A 20,225-nucleotide genomic window follows, 5' to 3' on the forward strand; every position below is an offset into this window, starting at 1 on the left:
CCGAATAATAACAAACCTGCCCCCCGGCCCGCGGGCCGGGGAAATTCATCGTAGAGAAGGATGTGAATTATGCAAAACGCACACGACGATCTGTGGCAGCGCTACCAGGCCACCAAAGCTCGCTCCACCGCCAAATATGCCCGCGACATCGCCGCAGAGATGGGAATTAGCGAAGCCGAATTAACCGCCGCGCGCGTCGGTCACGATGCCGTGCGTCTGCACGACGACGTACGGGCGATTATCGCCGCCCTGGAGAGCGTCGGCGAAACCAAATGCATCTGCCGCAACGAATACGCGGTGCACGAGCAGGTCGGCGAATTTACCCATCAGCACCTGAGCGGCCACGCCGGGCTGGTGCTCAACCCGCGGGCGCTCGACCTGCGTCTGTTCCTCAGCCAGTGGTCGAGCGTGTTCCACCTCAACGATAACGGCCGCCAGAGCATCCAGTTCTTTGACCCGCACGGCGATGCGCTGCTAAAGGTTTACGCCACCGGGCAAACCGATATGGCGGCATGGCAAACGCTGGTAGCCAAATTCAGCGAGACGGCGCCCGGCGCGCTGACGATTCGCCCGGCCGACCGCGTAAAGTACGCCGACTCCGCCGACGCCGCGGCGCTGGAAAAGGAGTGGCGCGCGATGACCGATGTACATCAGTTCTTCGGCCTGTTGCGTAAACACAACCTTTCCCGTCAGCAGGCCTTCCGCCTGGTGAGCGACGATCTGGCCTGCCGCATCGACAATAATGCCCTGCCGGGACTGCTGGAAACGGTGCGCCAGGACGGCAATGAAATCATGATCTTCGTCGGCAACCGCGGCTGCGTGCAGATCTTCACCGGCGCGCTGGAAAAGCTGGCGCCGATGCGCGGCTGGATCAACATCTTCAACAGCGCCTTTACACTTCATCTTCGCGAAGACAGTGTGGATGAAATCTGGGTCACCCGTAAACCGACCTCCGATGGCCACGTCACCAGCGTCGAACTGTTTGCCAAAGACGGTACGCAAATCGCCCAGCTGTACGGCCAGCGCAGCGAAGGCCACCCGGAGCAAGAACAGTGGCGCGCGCAGGTGGCGCGTCTGTGCGCGGAAGGGCAGCCGGCATGAAACGTTGGTTAATACTGCTTGCCGCACTGCCGCTGTTCGCCAGCGCGGCCGCCGAACGAGTAATTTCCCTCGGCGGCGACGTCACCGAAATTGTCTATGCGCTGAACTCTGGGCAGCAACTGGTGGCGAAAGACAGCACCAGCACCTGGCCTGCCGCCGCGCAGAAGCTGCCGGACGTCGGCTATCTACGGCAGTTAAACGCCGAGGGGATCCTCTCCTTACGCCCGCAGCTGGTGCTGGCCAGCGCGCAGGCGCAGCCGTCGCTGGTGCTGCAGAAAGTGCAGGACAGCAAGGTGACGGTCGTCAACGTGCCGGGCGGCGATAACCTTGCCGCCATCGATAACAAAATCGCCGTTATCGCCAAAGCATTAGGCAAAAAACCGGCGGGCGACGTACTGCGCCAGCAGGTCCAGCAGCAGATAGCCGCCCTTCCCACACAGCCTATCGCCAAACGGGTACTGTTTATCCTCAGCCACGGCGGGATGAATACCATGGTGGCCGGGCAGCACACCGCCGCCGATGGCGCGATCCGCGCCGCCGGGCTGCAAAACGCGATGCAGGGCTTTGACCATTATCGCGCGATGTCACAGGAAGGGGTGGCCGCAAGCCAGGCGGATCTGGTGGTAATTTCCGCCGATGGTCTCAAGGGGATGGGCGGCGAAAGCGGGTTATGGAAATTGCCCGGTCTGGCGCAAACGCCCGCTGGCCGCCATAAACAACTACTGGCGATCGACGATATGGCCCTGCTTGGCTTCGGCCCGCGTACGCCGCAGGCGATCCTCGAACTGCGGAAAAAAGCGGAGCAGCTGCCCTGATGCGCCCTGCCCTCGTTCGCCATTTGCTGTTAATGGCGCTGCTGCTGGTCGCATTGACGCTCTACGCCACCACCCTCGGCGCAATGCGATTGCCATTGGTCAACCTGCTGCCCTCCGGCGATGAAATCCTGCGCCATATCTGGCTGACGATCCGTCTGCCGCGGGTGCTGCTGGCGCTGCTGGTCGGCGCCGCGCTGGCCCTGTCCGGCTGCGTGATGCAGGGGCTGTTTCGCAACCCGCTCGCCGACCCGGGGCTGCTGGGCATCAGCAGCGGCGCGGCGCTGGCGGTGGCCTGCTGGCTGGTGCTGCCGCTCAGCGTGCCGGCGCTGTTAGCCCTGTATATGCCGATGCTGGCGGCGTTTATCGGCAGCCTGGCGGTGATGGCAGTGATTTTTATCCTCAGCCGCGCAGGTGACGGTTCGCTGTCGCGGCTGCTGCTGGTGGGGATCGCCATCAACGCCTTATGCGGCGCGCTGGTCGGCGTGCTGGCCTGGCTAAGCAACGATGCTCAGCTACGCCAGCTGTCGCTGTGGGGGATGGGAAGCCTCGGCCAGGCCGAATGGCCGACGCTGCTGGTGGCGGCTAGCTTGATTATTCCGGCGTCAATAGCGGTGTGGTGGATGGCGTCACGCCTTAACCTGCTGCAACTTGGTGATGAAGAGGCGCACTACCTCGGCGTTAACGTGCGGGCGCTGCAACGGCTGCTGCTGTTATGTAGCGCGGTGCTGGTTGCCGCGGCGGTGGCGATAAGCGGCGTCATCGGCTTTATCGGCCTGGTGGTGCCGCATCTGATGCGAATGTGGCTGGGGGCGGACCACCGCGGTCTCATCCCCGGCTCGCTGCTGGCGGGCGCGATTCTGCTGCTGATTGCCGATACCCTGGCGCGCACCGTCGCCGCGCCGGCGGAGATGCCGGTGGGGCTGCTGACCAGCCTGTTGGGCGCGCCGTGGTTCCTGTGGTTGATATTTCGTCGGGAGAAACCAATCCATGGATAAAGACTATCGGGCGCAAGGGCTGTCGCTGCGGCTCGGCCAACGACAGGTGATTGACCAGGTTTCGCTGACGCTTCGCGGCGGCGAGATGACCGCGCTGATCGGCCCGAACGGCGCGGGAAAATCCACCCTGCTGCGGCTGCTAACCGGTTTCCTTACCCCGGACAGCGGCGAACGCATGATGGACGGCAAAGCGCTGGAGCGTTGGTCGCCGCAGGCGCTATCGCGCCGCCGGGCGGTGATGTTGCAGCGCACTCCACTCCAGGCCGACTGGACGGTGGAAACGATTATCGCCATGGGGCGCTCGCCATGGGAAGCGACCGCCAGTCCTCAGACTCTGCGCGATATTATGGCGGAAACCGGCTGCGATCATTTGCGCGGCAGGCGCTATCCGTCGCTTTCCGGCGGCGAGCAGCAGCGGGTACAGCTGGCCCGCTGCCTCGCGCAACTGTGGCAAAACGGCGCGCCGCAGGGCTGGCTGTTTCTGGACGAACCTACCTCGGCGCTGGACCTCTATTACCAGCAACATCTGTTACGCCTGCTCAAGCGTCTGACCGCTACCGGCCAGCTACATGTCTGCGTGGTGCTGCACGATCTCAACCTCGCCGCCCTGTGGGCCGACCAGATTCTGCTGCTACACCAGGGACAGTTGGTGGCGCAGGGCACGCCGCATCAGGTTATCCAGCAGGATATCATTAGCCGCTGGTACGGCGCGGACGTGCGCCTCGGCCAGCATCCGGAAAAAGCGATTCCGCAGGTTTATCTGGCGCCCTGAACGTCACGCGCGGCCAGCTTAGCGATGGCCGCGCGTTCAAGAAGTGGAATCAGGATCGCTGCATCTACTTCGTCACTTTCCCTCAAATGCCTATCTCCGTTATCATGTCTTCCTCATGCGATAACGACGACAATAATAAAATCGCACTCTATTAAAAATCAGGGACCTGGATAACACCCTATGAGCACAATCGACAATTTAGACGCCCATACCCCGATGATGCAGCAGTACCATTTTTCAGTGATTAAATTGTTGAAACTGAGGAACAAAAAACCACACATTGGTTATTTACTCACCTTCACTCAATAGATAAACTATTTACAGGGATTTATAAAAACATAAGGAAATAAGGACATGGCTATTCCCGGTAATATGTGGCTCTATGACGATGGCGGAGCACTAATCAAAGGTGGCTGTGATGTTGCAGACAGGGAGTTCAGTATAGAGTTTAAAGGGTTTCACCATAATCTCTCCATTCCCACTGATAATTCCACTGGCAAACCTACTGGCACTCGTCAGCATTCTCCAATGATCATCGTTAAAGAATTCGACTATTCCAGCCCATACCTATACAAAGCAGTTGCTACTGGTCAAAACCTGAAATCTGCCGAAATCAAATGGTACAAAATCAACGATTCTGGTCAGGAAGTGGAATACTTCAATATGCTACTTGAAGGAGTTCGAATCGTATCAATCTCCCCTACGATGGCTTCCCCAGAGGACAAGAACAACAACCATCTTGAATCTGTGGAGCTAAGGTACGAGAAAATCACCTGGAAACATTGTGATGGAAACATAATTTTCACAGATGCCTGGAATGAACGACAAACAGCCTAACAGGTGATTGAATGGATACGACAGAAGAACTAAACGGAACCTACTTCTACCACGGACAATCGAACCTGTCAGCAGGTGAACTATTTGATGTGATTTTCCTTGAGCAATTTTGTGATGAACTTGGAATTGGCATTGAGTCAGGTGCTGCTATCCTCGCTGGGCAACCGTGGTTAAAAACCAGAACGAAACCGGGAGAGGCAATCAAAGGGACAAGTGTTATTTCCAGGTATGGGAGAATGCTTTTACGAAATGCACGAACTCCTTTTGGTATTAGAGTTCCAACACCAGTTGGTGTAAGAATGCGAAAAACAAATAATCTTGCCGCAGTCATAGCACGATATGTTCCGTGGTTAGGCTGGGTTGGTCTTGTGAATTCAATTTACCAAGTATCAAGGAAAACTCAGGCCAAATACAACCTCATAGCACGCCCTAAAGATCGTATACAATGGACATCCTTTTGATGGATACAATTCAACAAGAGGTATTAGCACTTTTCCGTGAAGAGATCCCCGGATATTTAGACAGCAATTGGAAAGAAATCCCTTTAGAACTTGATTCTGATTTATTTGAAGCTCCCGGTGATGACCTGCATGAAGCTTTGAATAAATTTGAAAAAAAATTTAATATAGATTTATCAGAAGTTAAATGGTCTTATTATTTTCCTTGGGAAAATACTCCACTGCTAACACGGTGGTTTAAATTAAAACGGGAAGATGTAGAACGAACTCGCAAACCTTTAACAATCAGAATGTTTTCCGAATCAGCGAAAGCTGGAAAGTGGCTTTATGACTGATAGAAATATAACATATTAATCAGAGGTGGATATGTAAGCATCCCAGCTTCAGTTCCATGCACTTTTTGAGTGTTCCGGTTTTTCAGCCATCAGCCGGTACTCTTCCCGCATCAGGTTATCCAGCAGGATATCATTAGCCGCTGGTACGGCGCGGACGTGCGCCTCGGCCAGCATCCGGAAAAAGCGATTCCGCAGGTTTATCTGGCGCCCTGAACGTCACGCGCGGCCAGCTTAGCGATGGCCGCGCGTTCGAGAAGTGGAATCAGGATCGCTGCGTCCACTTCGTCACTTTCCCTCAAATGCCTATCTCCGTTATCATGTCTTCCTCATGCGATAACGACGACAATAACAAAATCGCACTCCATTAAAAATCAGGGACCTGGATAACACCCTATGAGCACAATCGACAATTTAGACGCCCATACCCCGATGATGCAGCAGTACCTGAAGCTGAAGGCTCAGCATCCGGAGATCCTGCTGTTTTACCGGATGGGCGACTTTTACGAGCTGTTTTATGATGACGCCAAACGCGCCTCGCAGCTGCTCGATATCTCGCTGACCAAACGCGGCGCTTCCGCGGGCGAACCGATTCCCATGGCCGGCATCCCCCACCACGCGGTGGAAAACTATCTGGCTAAACTGGTGAATCAGGGCGAGTCGGTCGCGATTTGCGAACAGATTGGCGATCCGGCTACCACCAAAGGGCCGGTAGAACGCAAAGTGGTACGCATCGTCACGCCGGGCACCATCAGCGATGAAGCGCTGCTGCAGGAGCGTCAGGACAACCTGCTGGCCGCCATCTGGCAGGACAGCAAGGGCTTCGGCTACGCGACGCTGGATATCAGCTCCGGGCGCTTTCGCCTGAGCGAACCGGCCGACCGCGAGACCATGGCGGCGGAACTACAACGTACCAATCCGGCGGAACTGCTGTATGCGGAAGATTTTGCCGAATCTTCACTGATTGAAGGCCGCCGCGGCCTGCGCCGTCGCCCGCTATGGGAGTTCGAAATAGACACCGCGCGCCAGCAGCTCAACCTGCAGTTCGGCACCCGCGATCTGGTGGGCTTCGGCGTCGAAAACGCCCCGCGCGGGCTGTGCGCCGCCGGTTGCCTGTTGCAATACGTCAAAGATACCCAGCGCACCTCGCTGCCGCATATCCGCTCCATCACTATGGAACGCCAGCAGGACAGCATCATTATGGATGCCGCCACCCGTCGCAATCTGGAGATCACCCAGAATCTCGCCGGCGGCGTTGATAACACCCTTGCCTCGGTACTCGACTGCACGGTCACGCCGATGGGCAGCCGCATGCTCAAACGCTGGCTGCATATGCCGGTACGCGATACCGCGGTGCTGGGTGAACGCCAACAAACAATTGGCGCCTTACAGGAACGCTATACCGAGCTGCAGCCGGTGCTGCGTCAGGTCGGCGATCTCGAACGTATTCTGGCGCGTCTGGCGCTGCGTACCGCCCGCCCGCGCGATTTAGCCCGTATGCGTCATGCCTTCCAGCAGCTGCCGCTGCTGCGCGAGCTGCTGGCCGACGTTGACTGTCAGCCGGTGCAACAGCTGCGCGAGAAAATGGGCGAATTCGCCGAGCTACGCGAATTGCTGGAACGCGCGATCATCGACGCGCCGCCGGTACTGGTGCGTGACGGCGGCGTTATCGCTCCGGGTTATAATGAAGAGCTGGATGAGTGGCGAGCGCTGGCCGATGGCGCGACCGATTATCTCGACAAACTGGAAATCCGCGAACGTGAGCGCCTGGGCCTTGATACCCTGAAGGTCGGCTATAATGCCGTTCACGGTTACTACATCCAGATCAGCCGCGGCCAGAGCCAGCATGCGCCGATTCACTACGTGCGCCGCCAGACGCTGAAAAACGCCGAGCGCTACATTATTCCGGAACTGAAGGAATACGAAGATAAGGTCCTGACTTCAAAAGGCAAGGCGCTGGCGCTGGAAAAACAGCTCTATGACGACCTGTTCGAAAAGCTGCTGCCGCATCTGGCCGACTTACAAATCAGCGCCAGCGCGCTGGCCGAGCTGGACGTACTGGTGAACCTCGCGGAACGCGCGGAAACCCTCAACTACTGCTGCCCGACCTTTATCGATAAACCCGGCATTCGCATTACCGAAGGCCGTCACCCGGTAGTGGAACAGGTACTGAAAGAGCCGTTTATCGCCAACCCGCTGCAGCTGGCGCCGCAGCGCCGCATGCTGATCATCACCGGGCCCAACATGGGCGGTAAAAGTACCTATATGCGCCAGACCGCGCTGATTGCGCTGCTGGCCTATATCGGCAGCTACGTGCCGGCGCAGAAGGTAGAAATTGGCCCGATCGACCGCATCTTTACCCGCGTCGGCGCGGCGGATGACCTAGCGAGCGGCCGTTCCACCTTCATGGTGGAGATGACCGAAACCGCCAATATTCTGCACAACGCCACCGAACACAGCCTGGTGCTGATGGACGAGATCGGCCGCGGTACGTCTACCTACGACGGTCTGTCGCTGGCGTGGGCCTGCGCGGAGAATCTGGCAAATAAGATCAAAGCGTTGACCCTGTTCGCTACCCACTACTTCGAGCTCACCCAGTTGCCGGAAAAAATGGAAGGCGTGGCCAACGTGCACCTCGATGCGCTGGAGCACGGCGATACCATCGCCTTTATGCACAGCGTGCAGGACGGCGCGGCCAGCAAGAGCTATGGCCTGGCGGTCGCCGCGCTGGCAGGGGTGCCGAAAGAAGTGATCAAACGCGCGCGACAGAAACTGCGCGAGCTGGAGAGCATTTCGCCAAATGCCGCCGCCACGCAGGTTGATGGTACGCAGATGTCGCTGCTCTCCGCGCCGGAAGAGACCTCACCGGCGCTGGAAGCGCTGGAGAATCTTGACCCGGATTCACTGAGCCCGCGTCAGGCGCTGGAGTGGATTTACCGCCTGAAAAGCCTGGTGTAATTAGCCGCTAAATAGCAAAAAGCCTGGCGTCATCGTCAGGCTTTTTGTTTTTAGCATCAGTTATATTGCAGGGTGATCGTCCCGGTGGCATTGGCGGTACCGGGGGTAATGGTTTCCCCTATTTTATGGTAGTTAGCCCGGAAGGTCAGAGTTTCATTGGCGGAAGCGCCGCCAGGGTTGGTCGCGTCAGCATAGGTACTAGCCGTGCCGGTATCACCGGAAAAGGGAGTAGCGCCATCAGCGTCGGTCCCCGCAGACCAGGTTGAAGTGTCGCTGCGCTTTGAGTAAAAGATCGGTACCGTCTGGCCTGCGCTCATCAACACATAGAATCCGCCATTGGGAAGTTTTCTTTCCAGCTGTACCCCCACCCCCGTCGCCGTACTCCCGTCGCCATTATCGGATAGCGCAATAGTTGAGTTATCGCCGGACACCGTCGCCGCATTCATGGTCATCGAGACATTGGTTCCCGGCTCGCAGGTCAGATTGACGTTTTTTTCCGGACCGGAATAAACGTAGCCGGTACTATCAAATGCCGACACTTCGACATCCCCCATTGGGAAGTTGAGACTCGCCACATCCGCCGTACAGCCCATCGCATGTACTTCAACCGTGGTGGTCGACAGCGTCAGCGTGGAGGCGATGTCGCCATCACTGCTATCAATACTCTGCGTTTCGCGATAGTCGACCCGCGCCAGCGGGCTCGGTACGTTAAACGTGCCGCTGGTTATCGGCCCGCCGGTGGCGATAATTTGCACCCGATAAGCGGAATTGTTGAGGGTGTGGTCGGAGCCCGCCCCGGCATCGTGTTCCTGCCAGCTGTTATCGATCGCCCGTTCGTCATCAAACGGACCCGCCTGATTAATGGTATAGACGCGAATACCGAGCCCGGTGGCGGTTGAACCATTGGTCAACGGATAGACATTATCCTGCAGCGGGCTGGCGGTGGTTAACGCGCCGGCGTAGTGAAAGCCGACGTAATAGGTCCCCGCACAGTTCTTGATGGTTGTCGTGCCGCCGGACATATATCCGGAGTCATACAGGATCTCGCCCGGCGCATAATTTTTACTGGAGACCAGTAGCTGCTGCGGCATCGCAACATAAGATTGCGATGGCGTGTCGTCGATACGATGACAAACCGCCTGGGCCGCCAGCGGAAACAGCCCCAACAATAACAGGGTGGCATATAAAAATTTTAACACGTTGTTTGCCTTAAATCGGGGTTAGTTATAGGTCACGTTCAACGTGACCGCGGAGCTGAATTTACCCGCCGTTGGGGCGCCATGAGGGGTGTACATGCGGGCAATAAATTTCAATGCGCCCGCGCCATTTTCAATGGGTACCGGATAACTCACCCCATTGGCCAGCGCCACGTGGATAGCTGGATAATCGAACAACTGCAATCCAACATCGGTAGCGCCATCGGCATCAGGCGTCACCTGATTGGCATAAATGACCGAGCCATAGGTCGAGTCTTCGGAATAGGGTGTGCCGGTGAAAGTGACGGTGGCCTGGCTGATTTCAGCAGTACAGCTGTCAAAACTGATGGTGACTGGAACGTTGCCGGTGTTACCGCCGGCAACAGAAAAGTCTCCTTTATAGTATTTCCCCAGATCTACGGATTCAGGAGTGGTGACATTACAGGTCCCTGCGGCAATCCTGCCGTGAAAGGTAATATCACGTGTCTGCTGGAGATTATTATCCCGAGCCAGAGCTGGCATTGCGCTAACCAGCATCCCCGTTAAAAACAGAACAGCATATAAAAATTTTGACATCTCTCCTGCCTTTTATCAGGTAACTAGTTATAAACAACGTTCAGGGTGACGACGCTCTGGAACTCCCCGGTACCGGGGTTGTGGCCTGGGGTTGCCATTCTTGCGACAAAAATTATCTCACCGGCATGACTGTCTGACTCGAGAGTGACGTCATGACTCTGCCCGTTAGACATTTGCCAGTGATCCGCATCGGTTAATAATTCCAGTGCAACATCGGTTGCCCCGCCCCCCTCTGCCGTAATCCCGTTGGCAAAATAGAATGGCTGGGTTCCATCTACGGCACCGGTAAACGCTACCGTCGCTTTAGTCAGCGAGGGAGAACAGTTAGTGAAAGAGACGGTGAACGGGACATTGTCCGTGCTATCGCCCTCATTAGTAAAATCCGTTGGCAGATAGGTTCCCAGTTCAACGGTCGCGGGATAGCTAACATTACAGCTGCCTGCCACAATATTCCCCGTGACGCTGAAGTTAATGACATCCTGTGTGTTGTACGCCAGCGCAGACGGCAGCCCGGCAACGAAGAGCAGGCCCGTCGCCGCCATGCGTCGGACGGTAGCAAAATGAAAGCGTGACATCAGTGAGCCCCCGGGACGGGATGACATATCCCGTTGATAAACAGAATATCGGCCTGCGACTTCGCGCCCGCCAGTGAGTAGTCAACGGCACACTGTTTGTTCGCCCCGTCGCCCCACTTGACCATCAGTTGCCCTTTATCGGCGAGACCAACCAGGTACACTTCGCCACTGTCGCCGACGATGCTGCTGCGGGTGTCGTCCGAATCATCACTGGTTTGCGTGACTACCGCGCCGAACGGCACCGGCTTACCGTTGAAGATCAACGTCATCATCGCCTTCCGGCCAATCCAGGTGTTGTACTTCACGCGGACCACCGCGCCTTTGGTCGGCACCACGGTTTTGGCGACGTTATCAATGGCCGCAGTGGCATCGCTGGCCTCCACGGTATTGAGCGAAATCTGGTTACTGTGGTACGGACGCACGTACGGCACAATCGCATTACCAAAGTAGTCGGTATGGACGTTAGTCTGGCCATTGATCGGCACCCCGGAGACGCCCGGCGTTTCCACCAGCGCTACGCTGTCATTCAACTGACGGGCCAGGGTAATACCGCCGCTGTGAACCACCATTCCGCCGCGCAGGCTATAGTTCAGACGACGGCTGTAGTCGTCGTAGCTGTAACCGGCGGACACATCGGCATACGAGCTCTGGTAGCCGACGGTAACGTTGCCGTTGGTCGCTTCTGCATCGGCGTTATAGCCTTCCGATACCTGCCAGTTGAGCTGGTTTTGCTGCATTGCGGTGCCGGAAATACCGATGTTATGCGTGGTATCGCCGTGTTTGCTGCTGTTCATCGAGTAGTTAGCCGAAATCGACTGCGCCGCTTCACTATTTCTGAAGGCGCTGAACGGTACGCTAAAGTTAAGCGAGAAGACGTTATCGTCATCGTATTCATCAGAAACGTTGCCATAACCGCCATCAACGTTTTTCGTGTGCGCATAGTTCAGCGAGTACGATACCGGCCCCAGCGTGCTGCTGAAGCCGAGGTTCAGCGAGTCGGCGTGCTGGCTGTTCCAGTAGGAGGCGTCATACATGGTCAGGGATAACGTACCGAAAGGCAGCGTCTGCGAGATAGTCACGTCGAAACGGTTACGTTCGCGACCGTTATCGATGGCGCTGTTGCCCGGGTCCCAATCATTGAGGAAATCCTGGAACGACAGATAACCGCGGGTTGAGAATTTGTAGCCAGCCACCGCAATATCGGTGTTGGTCTGCTGCAGCGTCTTGCTGTAGCGCACGCGGTACGACTGGCCCCTATGGTGTTCCATCTGCCGTATATTGTCCGGCTGCGGGACATCCGCCCACGACTGTGAAATATCAAAAGAGAGCGCCCCGGCGCTGCCGAGGTTAAAACCGGTACCGGCAATCAGGTTGGAGTATTTGTCTTCCGCCTGAATATAGCCGCCATACAGCGTCACGCCTTTACCGACGCCCCAGGCCGCCGATCCCTGGACAAAGTTAAAGTCTTCCGCCCGCGAATCCGAGCCGTCCTGGCGGGTTTTACCCGCCACCAGGCCATACTGCACCTGTCCTTCGCGCTGTAGCACCGGCAATGTGGCGTAAGGGACGATGAAGCTACTTTGCGAACCATCAGACTCCTTGATCACCACTTTCAGGTCGCCGGAGCTACCGGTCGGGTACATATCGCTGAATTCGAATGGCCCCGGCGGCACCGTAGCCTTATAGATGCTGTGTCCGTTCTGGTACACCGTGACCTCGGCGTTGCTGCGGGCGATACCGCGGATCACCGGCGCGAAGCCCTGCATGCTGTCCGGCTTCATATCATTATCGGAATACATCTGTACCCCGGTAAAACCCACGCTATCGAACACGCCGCCACGGGTGGTGCCCTGCCCGAGAACCAGTTGGCTTTTCAGAGATTTAATATCGCGGGAAGCGTAGGTGTACACCGAATCCCACTCACTTTCGGATTCAGAGTGACTGTAGGTGGAATAGTTACGCAAACGCCACGCCCCCAGGTTCAGCCCCGGCTGTAGGCTGACGAACTGGTTGCTACTGTCCACGCCATTACGGTGGTGCAAATCCTGCTGACCAGAGACGCTGTAGTTAAGCAAACCGGCGGCAATACCTTCATCCCATCGCTCTGGCGAAACGTAGCCACGGGCGGTGTTGAGCAGGGCAACCTGCGGGATAGTGAGATCAAAGCGCTGATTCGCCAGATCCATTTTCTGTTCCAGACCCGGAATAGCCTGCAGGCTGGCGCACTCGCTGGCTTTGTCCTGTTCGCTAAAGTAGTTATCGACCCGCACATTCCAGGCTTTCAGCTCAGACACGCTCAGGCACGCTCCAACAACCTGCCCGGCGGTGGTGTTTTTGTCGTCCGACAGCTTGCGAAAGGAAATGGTTTTAGTATCCACCAGGCTACCGTTGATATAAATATCGACGTTATAGTCACCAGGCGGTACCTCATCTTTGGCAAACAGACTGAGATCCATCATTGGCCTCTCTGTACTATCCGTTTCCAAAAGACGAGGGTTAAAATGTTCCTGAGCATTGGTGCTGAAAGAACTGAAGGCAATACTGAGCCCCAGCCCTAAAGAAAGGACATAGGTATGCTTAACTTTTTCCATTATTACCCTGTATCCGTACGGGATACGTACCGTGCCGATTAATATGAAGAGACTTTGTCCTGACCTTTCACGCCGTAATCATTAATCAGCGACCAGGTCACTTTGCCGTGGGAGGGAATCTTCCCTTCGGAAATATTCAGCGTGGAGAACGGTGCGACAAAATATTGGCCGCTGAGCGCATGATTATTAATTTCTATGCGGGAGAAGTTCATATAAAACGGCGTCGGGTTATTGACCTGCACACCGCCGGCGGCCGGCTTCCATACCACTTTATTTGCACTGCTTTCCGGCGACTGGCCTTTGAGCGCAACCGGGCGATAGATCAGCTTAATTTTCGAATTGATGGCAATCTGCATGGTATTTTTGCCAGCAGAACTATCATCCGTAGCGGGAATACCTTTTACGTTTAGCCACAATAATGATTCGCGATCTTCCGGAACCGGCATCCCTGAACGAACAATACGGATCGACGCTTTTTTCCCGGCTTCGAGGCGAAACAGCGGCGGCGTAATAATCATAGTTTCTTTTTTCAGCGCGCTACCTTCGGCGGGACTGACCCAGGATTGCACAAGATTGGTAACTTTGTCCGAGTTTTCCACGGATAACGAGGCGGCCTGATGGGAGCCGTCAAAAATCACCCGCGTTCCGCCGGTAACGATACTGGCAGACGCATTCAGGCTGGCAACGGCGGCCACACAAAAAACAAAAGCTGCGATGGGTTTCATTATGCACTCACAAAAATATAAGGAGGGTTTCCCCTCCTTCAGGATTAGTTATAACGGACGTTATAGGTCACGACGGACTGAACCGTACCAGCAACAGCCTGATCAACAGCAATCATCGATGCGGTGTAGGTCTCGGTAGCAGAGCCAGAGTCCAGGGTAATAGGATCGTTGTCTGCATTGTTCTTCACGATGGTGCCATTAGAACCGCCTTGCTTCAGTTGAACGGCAACGTTTTGTGCAGCAGTGACGCCAACCCCACTGGCAGTATTCGCGAAGTACGAGTCATCACCAGCCACCGGGTCAACCGGCGCAGAGAAGACAATATTGACATTGGACGCAGTCGGGCACTGGTCCAGATTAAAAACGAACTGTTTCGGCGCGCCGAGGTCACCTTTTGCTACCAAATCAGTTGCTGCCACGCTGCCCAGTTCAACGGTTGCATCCGGAGTACCGCCATCAACAGTGATATTGCAACCCGTCTCCAGCACTTCACCGTTAAAGGTAATGGTGTTAGATGCCATCGCTGCCGCGCTCATGCCAAAAGTCAGAACCAGAGCTGCGCCGATTTTAGTAAGTTTCATTCTTTAATATCCCAATAAAAATAATAAACATCGCAATTATTAACGCTGTCATCATGACAATCGAAAAGCATTATCACCAAACGCCCATTAAATAATGCACGTTCAGTGATAATGCTTATTAACTCGCTTCGACAAAAATGGGCGTTAATATGTATTTCTAAATACTCGTTCGAGTCCATATTTAGACTACAAGATATTTACAGATTGATTCAAACTGGATGTATTTAATTAAAAACTTACGGAGGGTTGACTATTTGAAAAAACGACCAGGGAGAAGCAAAAATGAGTAATGATAGCTGACAAGATGTGAATTATAACCATTAATGATTACGTCATTAGTTATAATATAATTGAAAATACTTGTCACGCCCTTTAATTCTACATAAAAAGGCCCGGAATATCCGGGCCAGTCATTTAACGCTTATCTTCCGCCAACAGCGGTGGAATATGCGGTACCTGCGGCGCCTCATCAATATCTTTCTGCGTCATGCGAAACGCTTGCGGATAATGTTCGCGGCTGGTACGACGCAGCGGTTCGGTATTACGCCAGGTATAGAGGCAGTGCTGGCACTGATAAACGATCCATACCCCTTTTACCGGCGACGTCGCCATCACTTCAATCTGTTCATCAGCGCAACGTGGACAAATCATCTTCTTCTCCTTATTTACGGTTGGCCAACATGGCGGTCAGTTTTTCAGCCCAGGCTTTGGTTTCCGGTAAATCCTGCACCGGCTGGCTGTAGTGACCGCGAAGGTCCGGCGCAACCGGGGTGGTGGCGTCGATAATCAGTTTGTCGGTGATCCCCGCCGGGCTGGAACCAGGGTCGAGCTCCAGTACCGACATGTTCGGCAACTGCACCAGGTCGCCCGCCGGGTTGACCTTCGAGGAGAGTGCCCACATCACCTGCGGCAGGTTGAACGGGTCGACATCTTCATCAACCATAATGACCATTTTCACGTAACCGAGGCCATGCGGGGTAGTCATCGCCCGTAATCCCACCGCGCGGGCAAAACCGCCGTAGCGTTTTTTGGTGGAGATAATCGCCAGCAGGCCATGGGTGTACATGGCGTTGACCGCCTGCACTTCCGGGAACTCGGCTTTCAGCTGCTGGTACAGCGGCACGCAGGTCGCCGGGCCCATCAGATAGTCGATTTCGGTCCACGGCATTCCGAGATACAACGATTCAAAAATCGGTTTTGTGCGATAAGAGACTTTATCGATACGCACCACCGTCATATTGCGGCCACCTGAGTAGTGGCCGGTGAACTCGCCGAACGGCCCTTCAATTTCACGCTTGCGCCCTTCAATCACCCCTTCAAGGATCACTTCCGAGCCCCAGGGTACGTCAAAGCCGGTCAGCGGCGCGGTGGCGATGGGATACGGGCTTTCGCGCAGCGCGCCCGCCATCTCATATTCTGACTGGTCATATTTCAGCGGCGTGGCGCCCATCAGGGTAATAATCGGGTCGTTACCCAGAGTGATGGCAATGGGCAGATCCTCACCGCGCTCTTCCGCTTTATGCAGATGCAGCGCGATATCGTGCATCGGTACCGGCTGCAGGCCCAGCTTGCGCTTGCCTTTCACTTCCATCCGATAAATGCCGACGTTCTGTTTACCGAAGTTGTCCGGGTCAAGCGGATCGCGAGAAACCACGCAGGCTTTGTCGAGATAGAAACCACCGTCGCCATCGTTCAGGCGGAACAACGGCAGAATATCGAACAGGTTGATATCGTCGCCATCAACGGTGTTTTCCGCCCACGCTGGATTAGCGCGACGCTCCGGCGTTACCGGGAATTTATCCCAGCGGCGAATAAATTCATCAATCTGTTTTTTCACCGGCGTGTTTGGCGGCAGCCCCAGCGAAATCGCGTGGTTTTGCCAGGAACCGATGGTGTTCATGGCGACACGGGCATCGGTAAAGCCGCGAATGTTATCGAACCACAGCGCTGGCGCGCCGTCACCGATGCGCCCTGTGGCGTTAGCGGCAGCGGCGAGATCCGGCTCGGCATTCACCTCTTCGCTAATTTTTAGCAGTTGCCCCTGCTCATCCAGCGCCTGCAAAAAGCTGCGTAAATCATCAAAAGCCATGACTAATTCTCCTGTGATAAATTCTCGACCGCGCGCAGGCCGTTCCAGCGGCGCGCTTTGCGGTATTCGAGACCGAACTGATCCAACACCCGGGTCACGATATGGTTGGTAATATCCTCCACCGTTTCCGGGTGGTTGTAGTAGGCAGGCATCGGCGGCACCATCGCCACGCCCATGCGCGACAGCGCCAGCATGTTCTCCAGATGAATGGTGCTCAGCGGCATTTCACGCGGCACCAGAACCAGCTTGCGCCCCTCTTTCAGCACGACATCCGCCGCGCGGCCGACTAACCCTTCCGCATAGCCTGCGCGGATACCTGCCAGCGTTTTCATGCTGCACGGGATAACAATCATGCCGTCGGTACGAAACGATCCTGATGAGATGGTCGCGGCCTGATCCGCCGGACTATGGCAGAAGTCCGCCAGCGCGGCGACTTCACGAGCGCTATAGGGCGTTTCCAGCTCAATAGTGGTTTTTGCCCATTTCGACATCACCAGGTGCGTTTCCACATCCGGCATTTCGTTCAGCGCTTGCAACAGCGCGACGCCCAACGGCGCGCCGGTCGCCCCGGTCATCCCAATAATCAGTTTCATTCACTACCTCATACATTGTTCGTATACGAACCTTTGTATTAAAACTACGCTCATTTTTACGGGATCTCAATATCGTTCGCATACGATCCGCATCAATAATCAAAAAAATGAGATGTGAAAAGAAGCCGTAAATGCGGCTATCATAAAGGTGATATTTTTGTGACGGAGTGTTCATGGAGTTACGTAACGAGGCGTTCCACCTTCTGCGCCAGCTTTTTCAACAGCACACCGCGCGCTGGCAACATGAATTACCGGAACTGACCAAGCCGCAATACGCGGTGATGCGCTCGGTAGCCGAACATCCTGGTATCGAGCAGGTGACGCTTATCGAAGCGGCCGTCAGCACGAAAGCGACGCTGGCGGAGATGCTAAGCCGGATGGAAAAACGCGGGCTGGTGCGCCGCGAACACGATCCGACAGATAAACGTCGCCGCTTTGTCTATCTGACGAATGAAGGACAGGCGCTGCTCGCAAATTCCATGCCGCAGGGCAACCGTGTCGATGAAGAGTTTTTGAGCCGCCTTAACGAAGAGGAGCGCGCGCAGTTTTCCCGGCTGGTGCTGAAAATGATGGAAAGTAAAACCGCGGATTAAGCGGTTCGCTCGCGCAGAAAATCGATAAATGCCCGGACCTTGGTTGGCATATGCTGCGCGTCCGGGTAGACGGCGTATACCCCCTGAGAGGGAAAAATATACTCCGGCAATACCCGCACTAGCTCCTGCCGCGCGATGGCTTCAGCCACCAGCCACTCCGGGAGCAGCGCCACTCCGCTTCCCGCCAGCGCAAAGCCCATTAACGCTTGTGCGCTATCGGCTGAGATCCGCGGTGGTTGCGTAATTTCAAAAGCGATCGATTGCCCTTCGACGGTCAGGAGCTGCCAGCGTAGCGGGGTCGCTAAGCGCTCGTTAACAATCCACTCCGCCTGCGCCAGGTCGGCAAGCGTGCGCAGCGGATGTTTATCCAGCCAAACCGGCGAGGCCACGGGCACGATGGCGAAACGCGAAATCCGAGCCGCGTGATAGCGTGAATCGGCCAGGGTCCCGAGGCGGATCGCGACATCAAAACGTTCAGAGATCAAATCCGCGTGATACGACGATGAGACGTGGCGCACCCGCAGCGCCGGATGTCGACGAGCGAATTCCGCCAGCGCCGGGATGATCACCTGCGCGCCATATTCCGGGGTGGTGGTGATCCGCAGTTCACCACTTAACCCGGTGTGGCTGGCGCGCACCTCGTCCTGTAAATTCTCCGCGGCTTTCAGCAGCCCAACGCCGCGCTGGTAAAACACCGCCCCGGCTTCGGTGAGCGTTAACCGGCGCGTCGAACGCAGAAGCAACGTCACCCCCAGCTCACTCTCAAGCTGGCGAACGTTAAAACTGACCACCGCTTTGGTCTGCCCAAGCGCCGTCGCCGCGGCGGTAAAGCTCCCGGCATCAACAACGGCGACAAACATGGTAACGCGCTGCAGGTTTAGCATTTGAATAGGGCTTATTGTCAAAAATTATTAGACAGTATATCCCTGAAAAGCGCATTTATCCGCCCCTGACGCGCGGTTTACAGTAATCGCCTGCATTGCCTGCAGCTTAATCCGGAGAAAACATGAACCCATGGATCCAAGAAGTTATCGACGCCCACGTGATCATTGAACAATGGCTGGGCCGGAAAGAAGGTAGCGCACAAGCGCTGATGAGCCGTTTTGCACAAGAGTTTACAATGGTTCCTATCAGCGGCGCTAAGATGGATTACCCGACGGTAAGCGGCTTTTTCCATAGCGCTGGCGGCAGCCGCCCGGGATTAAGTATCGTGGTTGATAATGCGCAGGTGTTGAGCGAATGGCATGACGGCGGCGCGGTGCTGTACCGCGAAAGCCAGACCCTGCCGGAACAAGGCGAAGTCGTGCGCTGGTCCACGGCGATATTTCAACGCATTGAGGGAAAAATCCTCTGGCGTCACCTGCAAGAAACCCGTATCGGTTAATGCAAAGAAAAAGGCCCAATCGCTGGATTGGGCCTTTTTGAGAGAAAACGATTTATTCGCGGAATAGCGCTTCGATGTTTAGCCCCTGTCCCTGCAGGATCTCCCGCAGGCGGCGCAGGCCTTCCACCTGAATCTGACGCACGCGTTCGCGGGTCAGGCCGATTTCACGACCCACATCTTCAAGCGTTGCGGCTTCATATCCCAGCAGCCCGAAACGACGAGCCAGTACTTCGCGCTGTTTGGCGTTCAGTTCGAACAGCCATTTGACGATGCTTTGTTTCATATCATCGTCCTGCGTGGTGTCTTCCGGGCCGTTGTCTTTTTCATCGGCCAGAATATCCAGCAGCGCTTTTTCTGAATCACCGCCCAGCGGGGTATCCACTGAGGTAATGCGCTCGTTCAGACGCAGCATACGGCTAACGTCATCAACCGGTTTATCCAGCTGTTCGGCTATCTCTTCGGCGCTTGGCTCGTGGTCCAGCTTATGCGACAACTCGCGCGCGGTACGCAGATAAACGTTCAGCTCTTTCACAATATGGATAGGCAAACGAATGGTACGGGTTTGGTTCATAATCGCCCGTTCAATCGTTTGACGGATCCACCAGGTGGCGTAGGTTGAAAAACGGAACCCACGCTCCGGGTCAAACTTCTCAACTGCGCGGATCAGGCCGAGGTTACCTTCTTCAATCAGATCCAACAGCGCCAGACCACGATTGCTGTAACGACGAGCAATCTTCACCACCAGACGCAGGTTACTTTCAATCATGCGACGGCGTGAAGCAACATCTCCACGTAGTGCGCGACGGGCGAAATAGACTTCCTCTTCGGCCGTCAGCAGCGGGGAATAACCAATCTCACCAAGATACAGCTGTGTCGCATCGAGAACGCGTTGGGTGGCGCCTTGCGACAGCAGCTCTTCCTCAGCCAGATCGCTATCACTGGGTTCCTCTTCTACTAAGGCTTTCTCGTCGAAAACCTCCATTCCGTTCTCATCAAATTCCGCGTCTTCATTTAAATCATGAACTTTCAGCGTATTCTGACTCATAAAGGTGGC

General features: G+C 55.6%; 21 protein-coding genes and 2 pseudogenes. 12 read left to right on the plus strand and 11 right to left on the minus strand.

Annotated elements, in window-relative coordinates; all coding sequences use genetic code 11:
• The first annotated feature begins 69 nt into the window (after positions 1 to 69).
• The 10 genes and pseudogenes from ACSEMK_RS05860 to mutS all read left to right on the plus strand — a co-directional run bounded on the left by ACSEMK_RS05860 (position 70) and on the right by mutS (position 8,268).
• Positions 70 to 1,101 carry a hemin-degrading factor gene (locus tag ACSEMK_RS05860; RefSeq protein ID WP_289578211.1) on the plus strand — a complete coding sequence of 344 codons (1,032 nt, stop codon included), beginning with the start codon at positions 70 to 72 and terminating at the stop codon, positions 1,099 to 1,101.
• Positions 1,098 to 1,916 (plus strand): heme/hemin ABC transporter substrate-binding protein, encoded by an 819-nt coding sequence (locus ACSEMK_RS05865; protein WP_430914630.1) that lies wholly within the window; start codon positions 1,098 to 1,100, stop codon positions 1,914 to 1,916. Before ACSEMK_RS05860 ends, ACSEMK_RS05865 begins: the two co-directional genes overlap by 4 nt.
• Positions 1,916 to 2,911 (plus strand): FecCD family ABC transporter permease, encoded by a 996-nt coding sequence (locus ACSEMK_RS05870; protein WP_395226896.1) that lies wholly within the window; start codon positions 1,916 to 1,918, stop codon positions 2,909 to 2,911. The genes ACSEMK_RS05865 and ACSEMK_RS05870 overlap by 1 nt, the downstream gene beginning before the upstream one ends.
• Complete coding sequence (locus tag ACSEMK_RS05875) at positions 2,904 to 3,683, plus strand: heme ABC transporter ATP-binding protein (RefSeq protein ID WP_430914631.1); 780 nt, start codon at positions 2,904 to 2,906, stop codon at positions 3,681 to 3,683. The genes ACSEMK_RS05870 and ACSEMK_RS05875 overlap by 8 nt, the downstream gene beginning before the upstream one ends.
• Positions 3,684 to 3,863: 180 nt before the next feature.
• Positions 3,864 to 3,965, plus strand: a pseudogene (locus tag ACSEMK_RS05880) (hypothetical protein); the annotation flags it as partial.
• A gap of 72 nt (positions 3,966 to 4,037) precedes the next feature.
• Positions 4,038 to 4,520: an Hcp family type VI secretion system effector gene (locus ACSEMK_RS05885; RefSeq protein WP_047044296.1), complete on the plus strand. Its 483-nt coding sequence runs from the start codon at positions 4,038 to 4,040 to the stop codon at positions 4,518 to 4,520.
• Between the two features lie 11 nt (positions 4,521 to 4,531).
• Complete coding sequence (locus tag ACSEMK_RS05890) at positions 4,532 to 4,981, plus strand: STM2901 family protein (protein ID WP_072056492.1); 450 nt, start codon at positions 4,532 to 4,534, stop codon at positions 4,979 to 4,981.
• The gene (locus tag ACSEMK_RS05895) at positions 4,966 to 5,313 is read left to right on the plus strand and encodes a DUF1493 family protein (protein WP_430914632.1); all 348 of its coding nucleotides are present in this window, start codon (positions 4,966 to 4,968) and stop codon (positions 5,311 to 5,313) included. Before ACSEMK_RS05890 ends, ACSEMK_RS05895 begins: the two co-directional genes overlap by 16 nt.
• A 105-nt stretch (positions 5,314 to 5,418) precedes the next feature.
• Positions 5,419 to 5,526 (plus strand): annotated as a pseudogene (hmuV, locus tag ACSEMK_RS05900) (heme ABC transporter ATP-binding protein); the annotation flags it as partial.
• A gap of 180 nt (positions 5,527 to 5,706) precedes the next feature.
• On the plus strand, positions 5,707 to 8,268 hold the full coding sequence (gene mutS, locus ACSEMK_RS05905; protein ID WP_430914633.1) for a DNA mismatch repair protein MutS: 2,562 nt from the start codon (positions 5,707 to 5,709) through the stop codon (positions 8,266 to 8,268).
• A gap of 56 nt (positions 8,269 to 8,324) precedes the next feature.
• Here the strand turns inward: mutS and ACSEMK_RS05910 are convergent, their stop codons facing one another.
• The 9 genes from ACSEMK_RS05910 to ACSEMK_RS05950 all read right to left on the minus strand — a co-directional run bounded on the left by ACSEMK_RS05910 (position 8,325) and on the right by ACSEMK_RS05950 (position 17,194).
• Positions 8,325 to 9,467 (minus strand): type 1 fimbrial protein, encoded by a 1,143-nt coding sequence (locus ACSEMK_RS05910; RefSeq protein ID WP_411325241.1) that lies wholly within the window; start codon positions 9,465 to 9,467, stop codon positions 8,325 to 8,327.
• Between the two features lie 21 nt (positions 9,468 to 9,488).
• A complete protein-coding gene (locus tag ACSEMK_RS05915; RefSeq protein ID WP_411325240.1) occupies positions 9,489 to 10,040 on the minus strand; it encodes a fimbrial protein in 552 nt (183 codons plus the stop codon).
• Positions 10,041 to 10,063: 23 nt separating this feature from the next.
• Positions 10,064 to 10,615: a fimbrial protein gene (locus ACSEMK_RS05920; RefSeq protein ID WP_411325239.1), complete on the minus strand. Its 552-nt coding sequence runs from the start codon at positions 10,613 to 10,615 to the stop codon at positions 10,064 to 10,066.
• A complete protein-coding gene (locus tag ACSEMK_RS05925) occupies positions 10,615 to 13,206 on the minus strand; it encodes a fimbria/pilus outer membrane usher protein (protein ID WP_430914634.1) in 2,592 nt (863 codons plus the stop codon). Before ACSEMK_RS05925 ends, ACSEMK_RS05920 begins: the two co-directional genes overlap by 1 nt.
• 38 nt (positions 13,207 to 13,244) lie before the next feature.
• Positions 13,245 to 13,931, minus strand: a complete 687-nt coding sequence (locus tag ACSEMK_RS05930; protein ID WP_015703286.1) for a fimbria/pilus periplasmic chaperone — start codon at positions 13,929 to 13,931, stop codon at positions 13,245 to 13,247.
• A 44-nt stretch (positions 13,932 to 13,975) separates the two neighbouring features.
• Positions 13,976 to 14,512 (minus strand): fimbrial protein, encoded by a 537-nt coding sequence (locus ACSEMK_RS05935; RefSeq protein WP_015703287.1) that lies wholly within the window; start codon positions 14,510 to 14,512, stop codon positions 13,976 to 13,978.
• Between the two features lie 414 nt (positions 14,513 to 14,926).
• Positions 14,927 to 15,163, minus strand: a complete 237-nt coding sequence (locus ACSEMK_RS05940) for a non-oxidative hydroxyarylic acid decarboxylases subunit D (RefSeq protein WP_087858570.1) — start codon at positions 15,161 to 15,163, stop codon at positions 14,927 to 14,929.
• Between the two features lie 10 nt (positions 15,164 to 15,173).
• Positions 15,174 to 16,601, minus strand: a complete 1,428-nt coding sequence (locus tag ACSEMK_RS05945; RefSeq protein WP_045361374.1) for a non-oxidative hydroxyarylic acid decarboxylases subunit C — start codon at positions 16,599 to 16,601, stop codon at positions 15,174 to 15,176.
• A gap of 2 nt (positions 16,602 to 16,603) precedes the next feature.
• Positions 16,604 to 17,194, minus strand: a complete 591-nt coding sequence (locus ACSEMK_RS05950) for a non-oxidative hydroxyarylic acid decarboxylases subunit B (protein ID WP_087858571.1) — start codon at positions 17,192 to 17,194, stop codon at positions 16,604 to 16,606.
• 173 nt (positions 17,195 to 17,367) lie between these two features.
• On the opposite strand from ACSEMK_RS05950, the gene ACSEMK_RS05955 reads away from it, so the two are divergent.
• Positions 17,368 to 17,787, plus strand: a complete 420-nt coding sequence (locus ACSEMK_RS05955; RefSeq protein WP_087858572.1) for a MarR family winged helix-turn-helix transcriptional regulator — start codon at positions 17,368 to 17,370, stop codon at positions 17,785 to 17,787.
• On the opposite strand, the gene ACSEMK_RS05960 is transcribed toward ACSEMK_RS05955, so the two are convergent.
• Entirely contained in the window at positions 17,784 to 18,671 is an 888-nt protein-coding gene (locus ACSEMK_RS05960) for a LysR family transcriptional regulator (protein ID WP_430914635.1), read from the minus strand. The genes ACSEMK_RS05955 and ACSEMK_RS05960 overlap by 4 nt on opposite strands.
• A gap of 122 nt (positions 18,672 to 18,793) precedes the next feature.
• Here ACSEMK_RS05960 and ACSEMK_RS05965 point away from each other — a divergent pair, with 122 nt between their 5' ends.
• Positions 18,794 to 19,171: a DUF4440 domain-containing protein gene (locus ACSEMK_RS05965; protein ID WP_015703291.1), complete on the plus strand. Its 378-nt coding sequence runs from the start codon at positions 18,794 to 18,796 to the stop codon at positions 19,169 to 19,171.
• A gap of 52 nt (positions 19,172 to 19,223) precedes the next feature.
• Here ACSEMK_RS05965 and rpoS read toward each other — a convergent pair whose 3' ends face one another.
• The gene (rpoS, locus tag ACSEMK_RS05970) at positions 19,224 to 20,216 is read right to left on the minus strand and encodes an RNA polymerase sigma factor RpoS (protein WP_015703292.1); all 993 of its coding nucleotides are present in this window, start codon (positions 20,214 to 20,216) and stop codon (positions 19,224 to 19,226) included.
• Positions 20,217 to 20,225 lie beyond the last annotated feature (9 nt).

Source organism: Klebsiella sp. K-3 (assembly GCF_051207495.1).
Lineage (GTDB): Bacteria > Pseudomonadota > Gammaproteobacteria > Enterobacterales > Enterobacteriaceae > Klebsiella > Klebsiella aerogenes.

Coding starts and splice junctions, on each gene's coding strand:
- ACSEMK_RS05940 (WP_087858570.1), bottom strand. CDS start 15,163: ATGATTTGTCCACGTTGCGCTGATGAACAGATTGAAGTGATGGCGACG.
- ACSEMK_RS05870 (WP_395226896.1), top strand. CDS start 1,916: ATGCGCCCTGCCCTCGTTCGCCATTTGCTGTTAATGGCGCTGCTGCTG.
- mutS (WP_430914633.1), top strand. CDS start 5,707: ATGAGCACAATCGACAATTTAGACGCCCATACCCCGATGATGCAGCAG.
- ACSEMK_RS05935 (WP_015703287.1), bottom strand. CDS start 14,512: ATGAAACTTACTAAAATCGGCGCAGCTCTGGTTCTGACTTTTGGCATG.
- ACSEMK_RS05960 (WP_430914635.1), bottom strand. CDS start 18,671: ATGCTAAACCTGCAGCGCGTTACCATGTTTGTCGCCGTTGTTGATGCC.
- ACSEMK_RS05915 (WP_411325240.1), bottom strand. CDS start 10,040: ATGTCAAAATTTTTATATGCTGTTCTGTTTTTAACGGGGATGCTGGTT.
- ACSEMK_RS05885 (WP_047044296.1), top strand. CDS start 4,038: ATGGCTATTCCCGGTAATATGTGGCTCTATGACGATGGCGGAGCACTA.
- ACSEMK_RS05945 (WP_045361374.1), bottom strand. CDS start 16,601: ATGGCTTTTGATGATTTACGCAGCTTTTTGCAGGCGCTGGATGAGCAG.
- ACSEMK_RS05920 (WP_411325239.1), bottom strand. CDS start 10,615: ATGTCACGCTTTCATTTTGCTACCGTCCGACGCATGGCGGCGACGGGC.
- ACSEMK_RS05955 (WP_087858572.1), top strand. CDS start 17,368: ATGGAGTTACGTAACGAGGCGTTCCACCTTCTGCGCCAGCTTTTTCAA.
- ACSEMK_RS05930 (WP_015703286.1), bottom strand. CDS start 13,931: ATGAAACCCATCGCAGCTTTTGTTTTTTGTGTGGCCGCCGTTGCCAGC.
- ACSEMK_RS05950 (WP_087858571.1), bottom strand. CDS start 17,194: ATGAAACTGATTATTGGGATGACCGGGGCGACCGGCGCGCCGTTGGGC.
- ACSEMK_RS05860 (WP_289578211.1), top strand. CDS start 70: ATGCAAAACGCACACGACGATCTGTGGCAGCGCTACCAGGCCACCAAA.
- ACSEMK_RS05895 (WP_430914632.1), top strand. CDS start 4,966: ATGGACATCCTTTTGATGGATACAATTCAACAAGAGGTATTAGCACTT.
- ACSEMK_RS05865 (WP_430914630.1), top strand. CDS start 1,098: ATGAAACGTTGGTTAATACTGCTTGCCGCACTGCCGCTGTTCGCCAGC.
- ACSEMK_RS05875 (WP_430914631.1), top strand. CDS start 2,904: ATGGATAAAGACTATCGGGCGCAAGGGCTGTCGCTGCGGCTCGGCCAA.
- ACSEMK_RS05890 (WP_072056492.1), top strand. CDS start 4,532: ATGGATACGACAGAAGAACTAAACGGAACCTACTTCTACCACGGACAA.
- rpoS (WP_015703292.1), bottom strand. CDS start 20,216: ATGAGTCAGAATACGCTGAAAGTTCATGATTTAAATGAAGACGCGGAA.
- ACSEMK_RS05965 (WP_015703291.1), top strand. CDS start 18,794: ATGAACCCATGGATCCAAGAAGTTATCGACGCCCACGTGATCATTGAA.
- ACSEMK_RS05925 (WP_430914634.1), bottom strand. CDS start 13,206: ATGGAAAAAGTTAAGCATACCTATGTCCTTTCTTTAGGGCTGGGGCTC.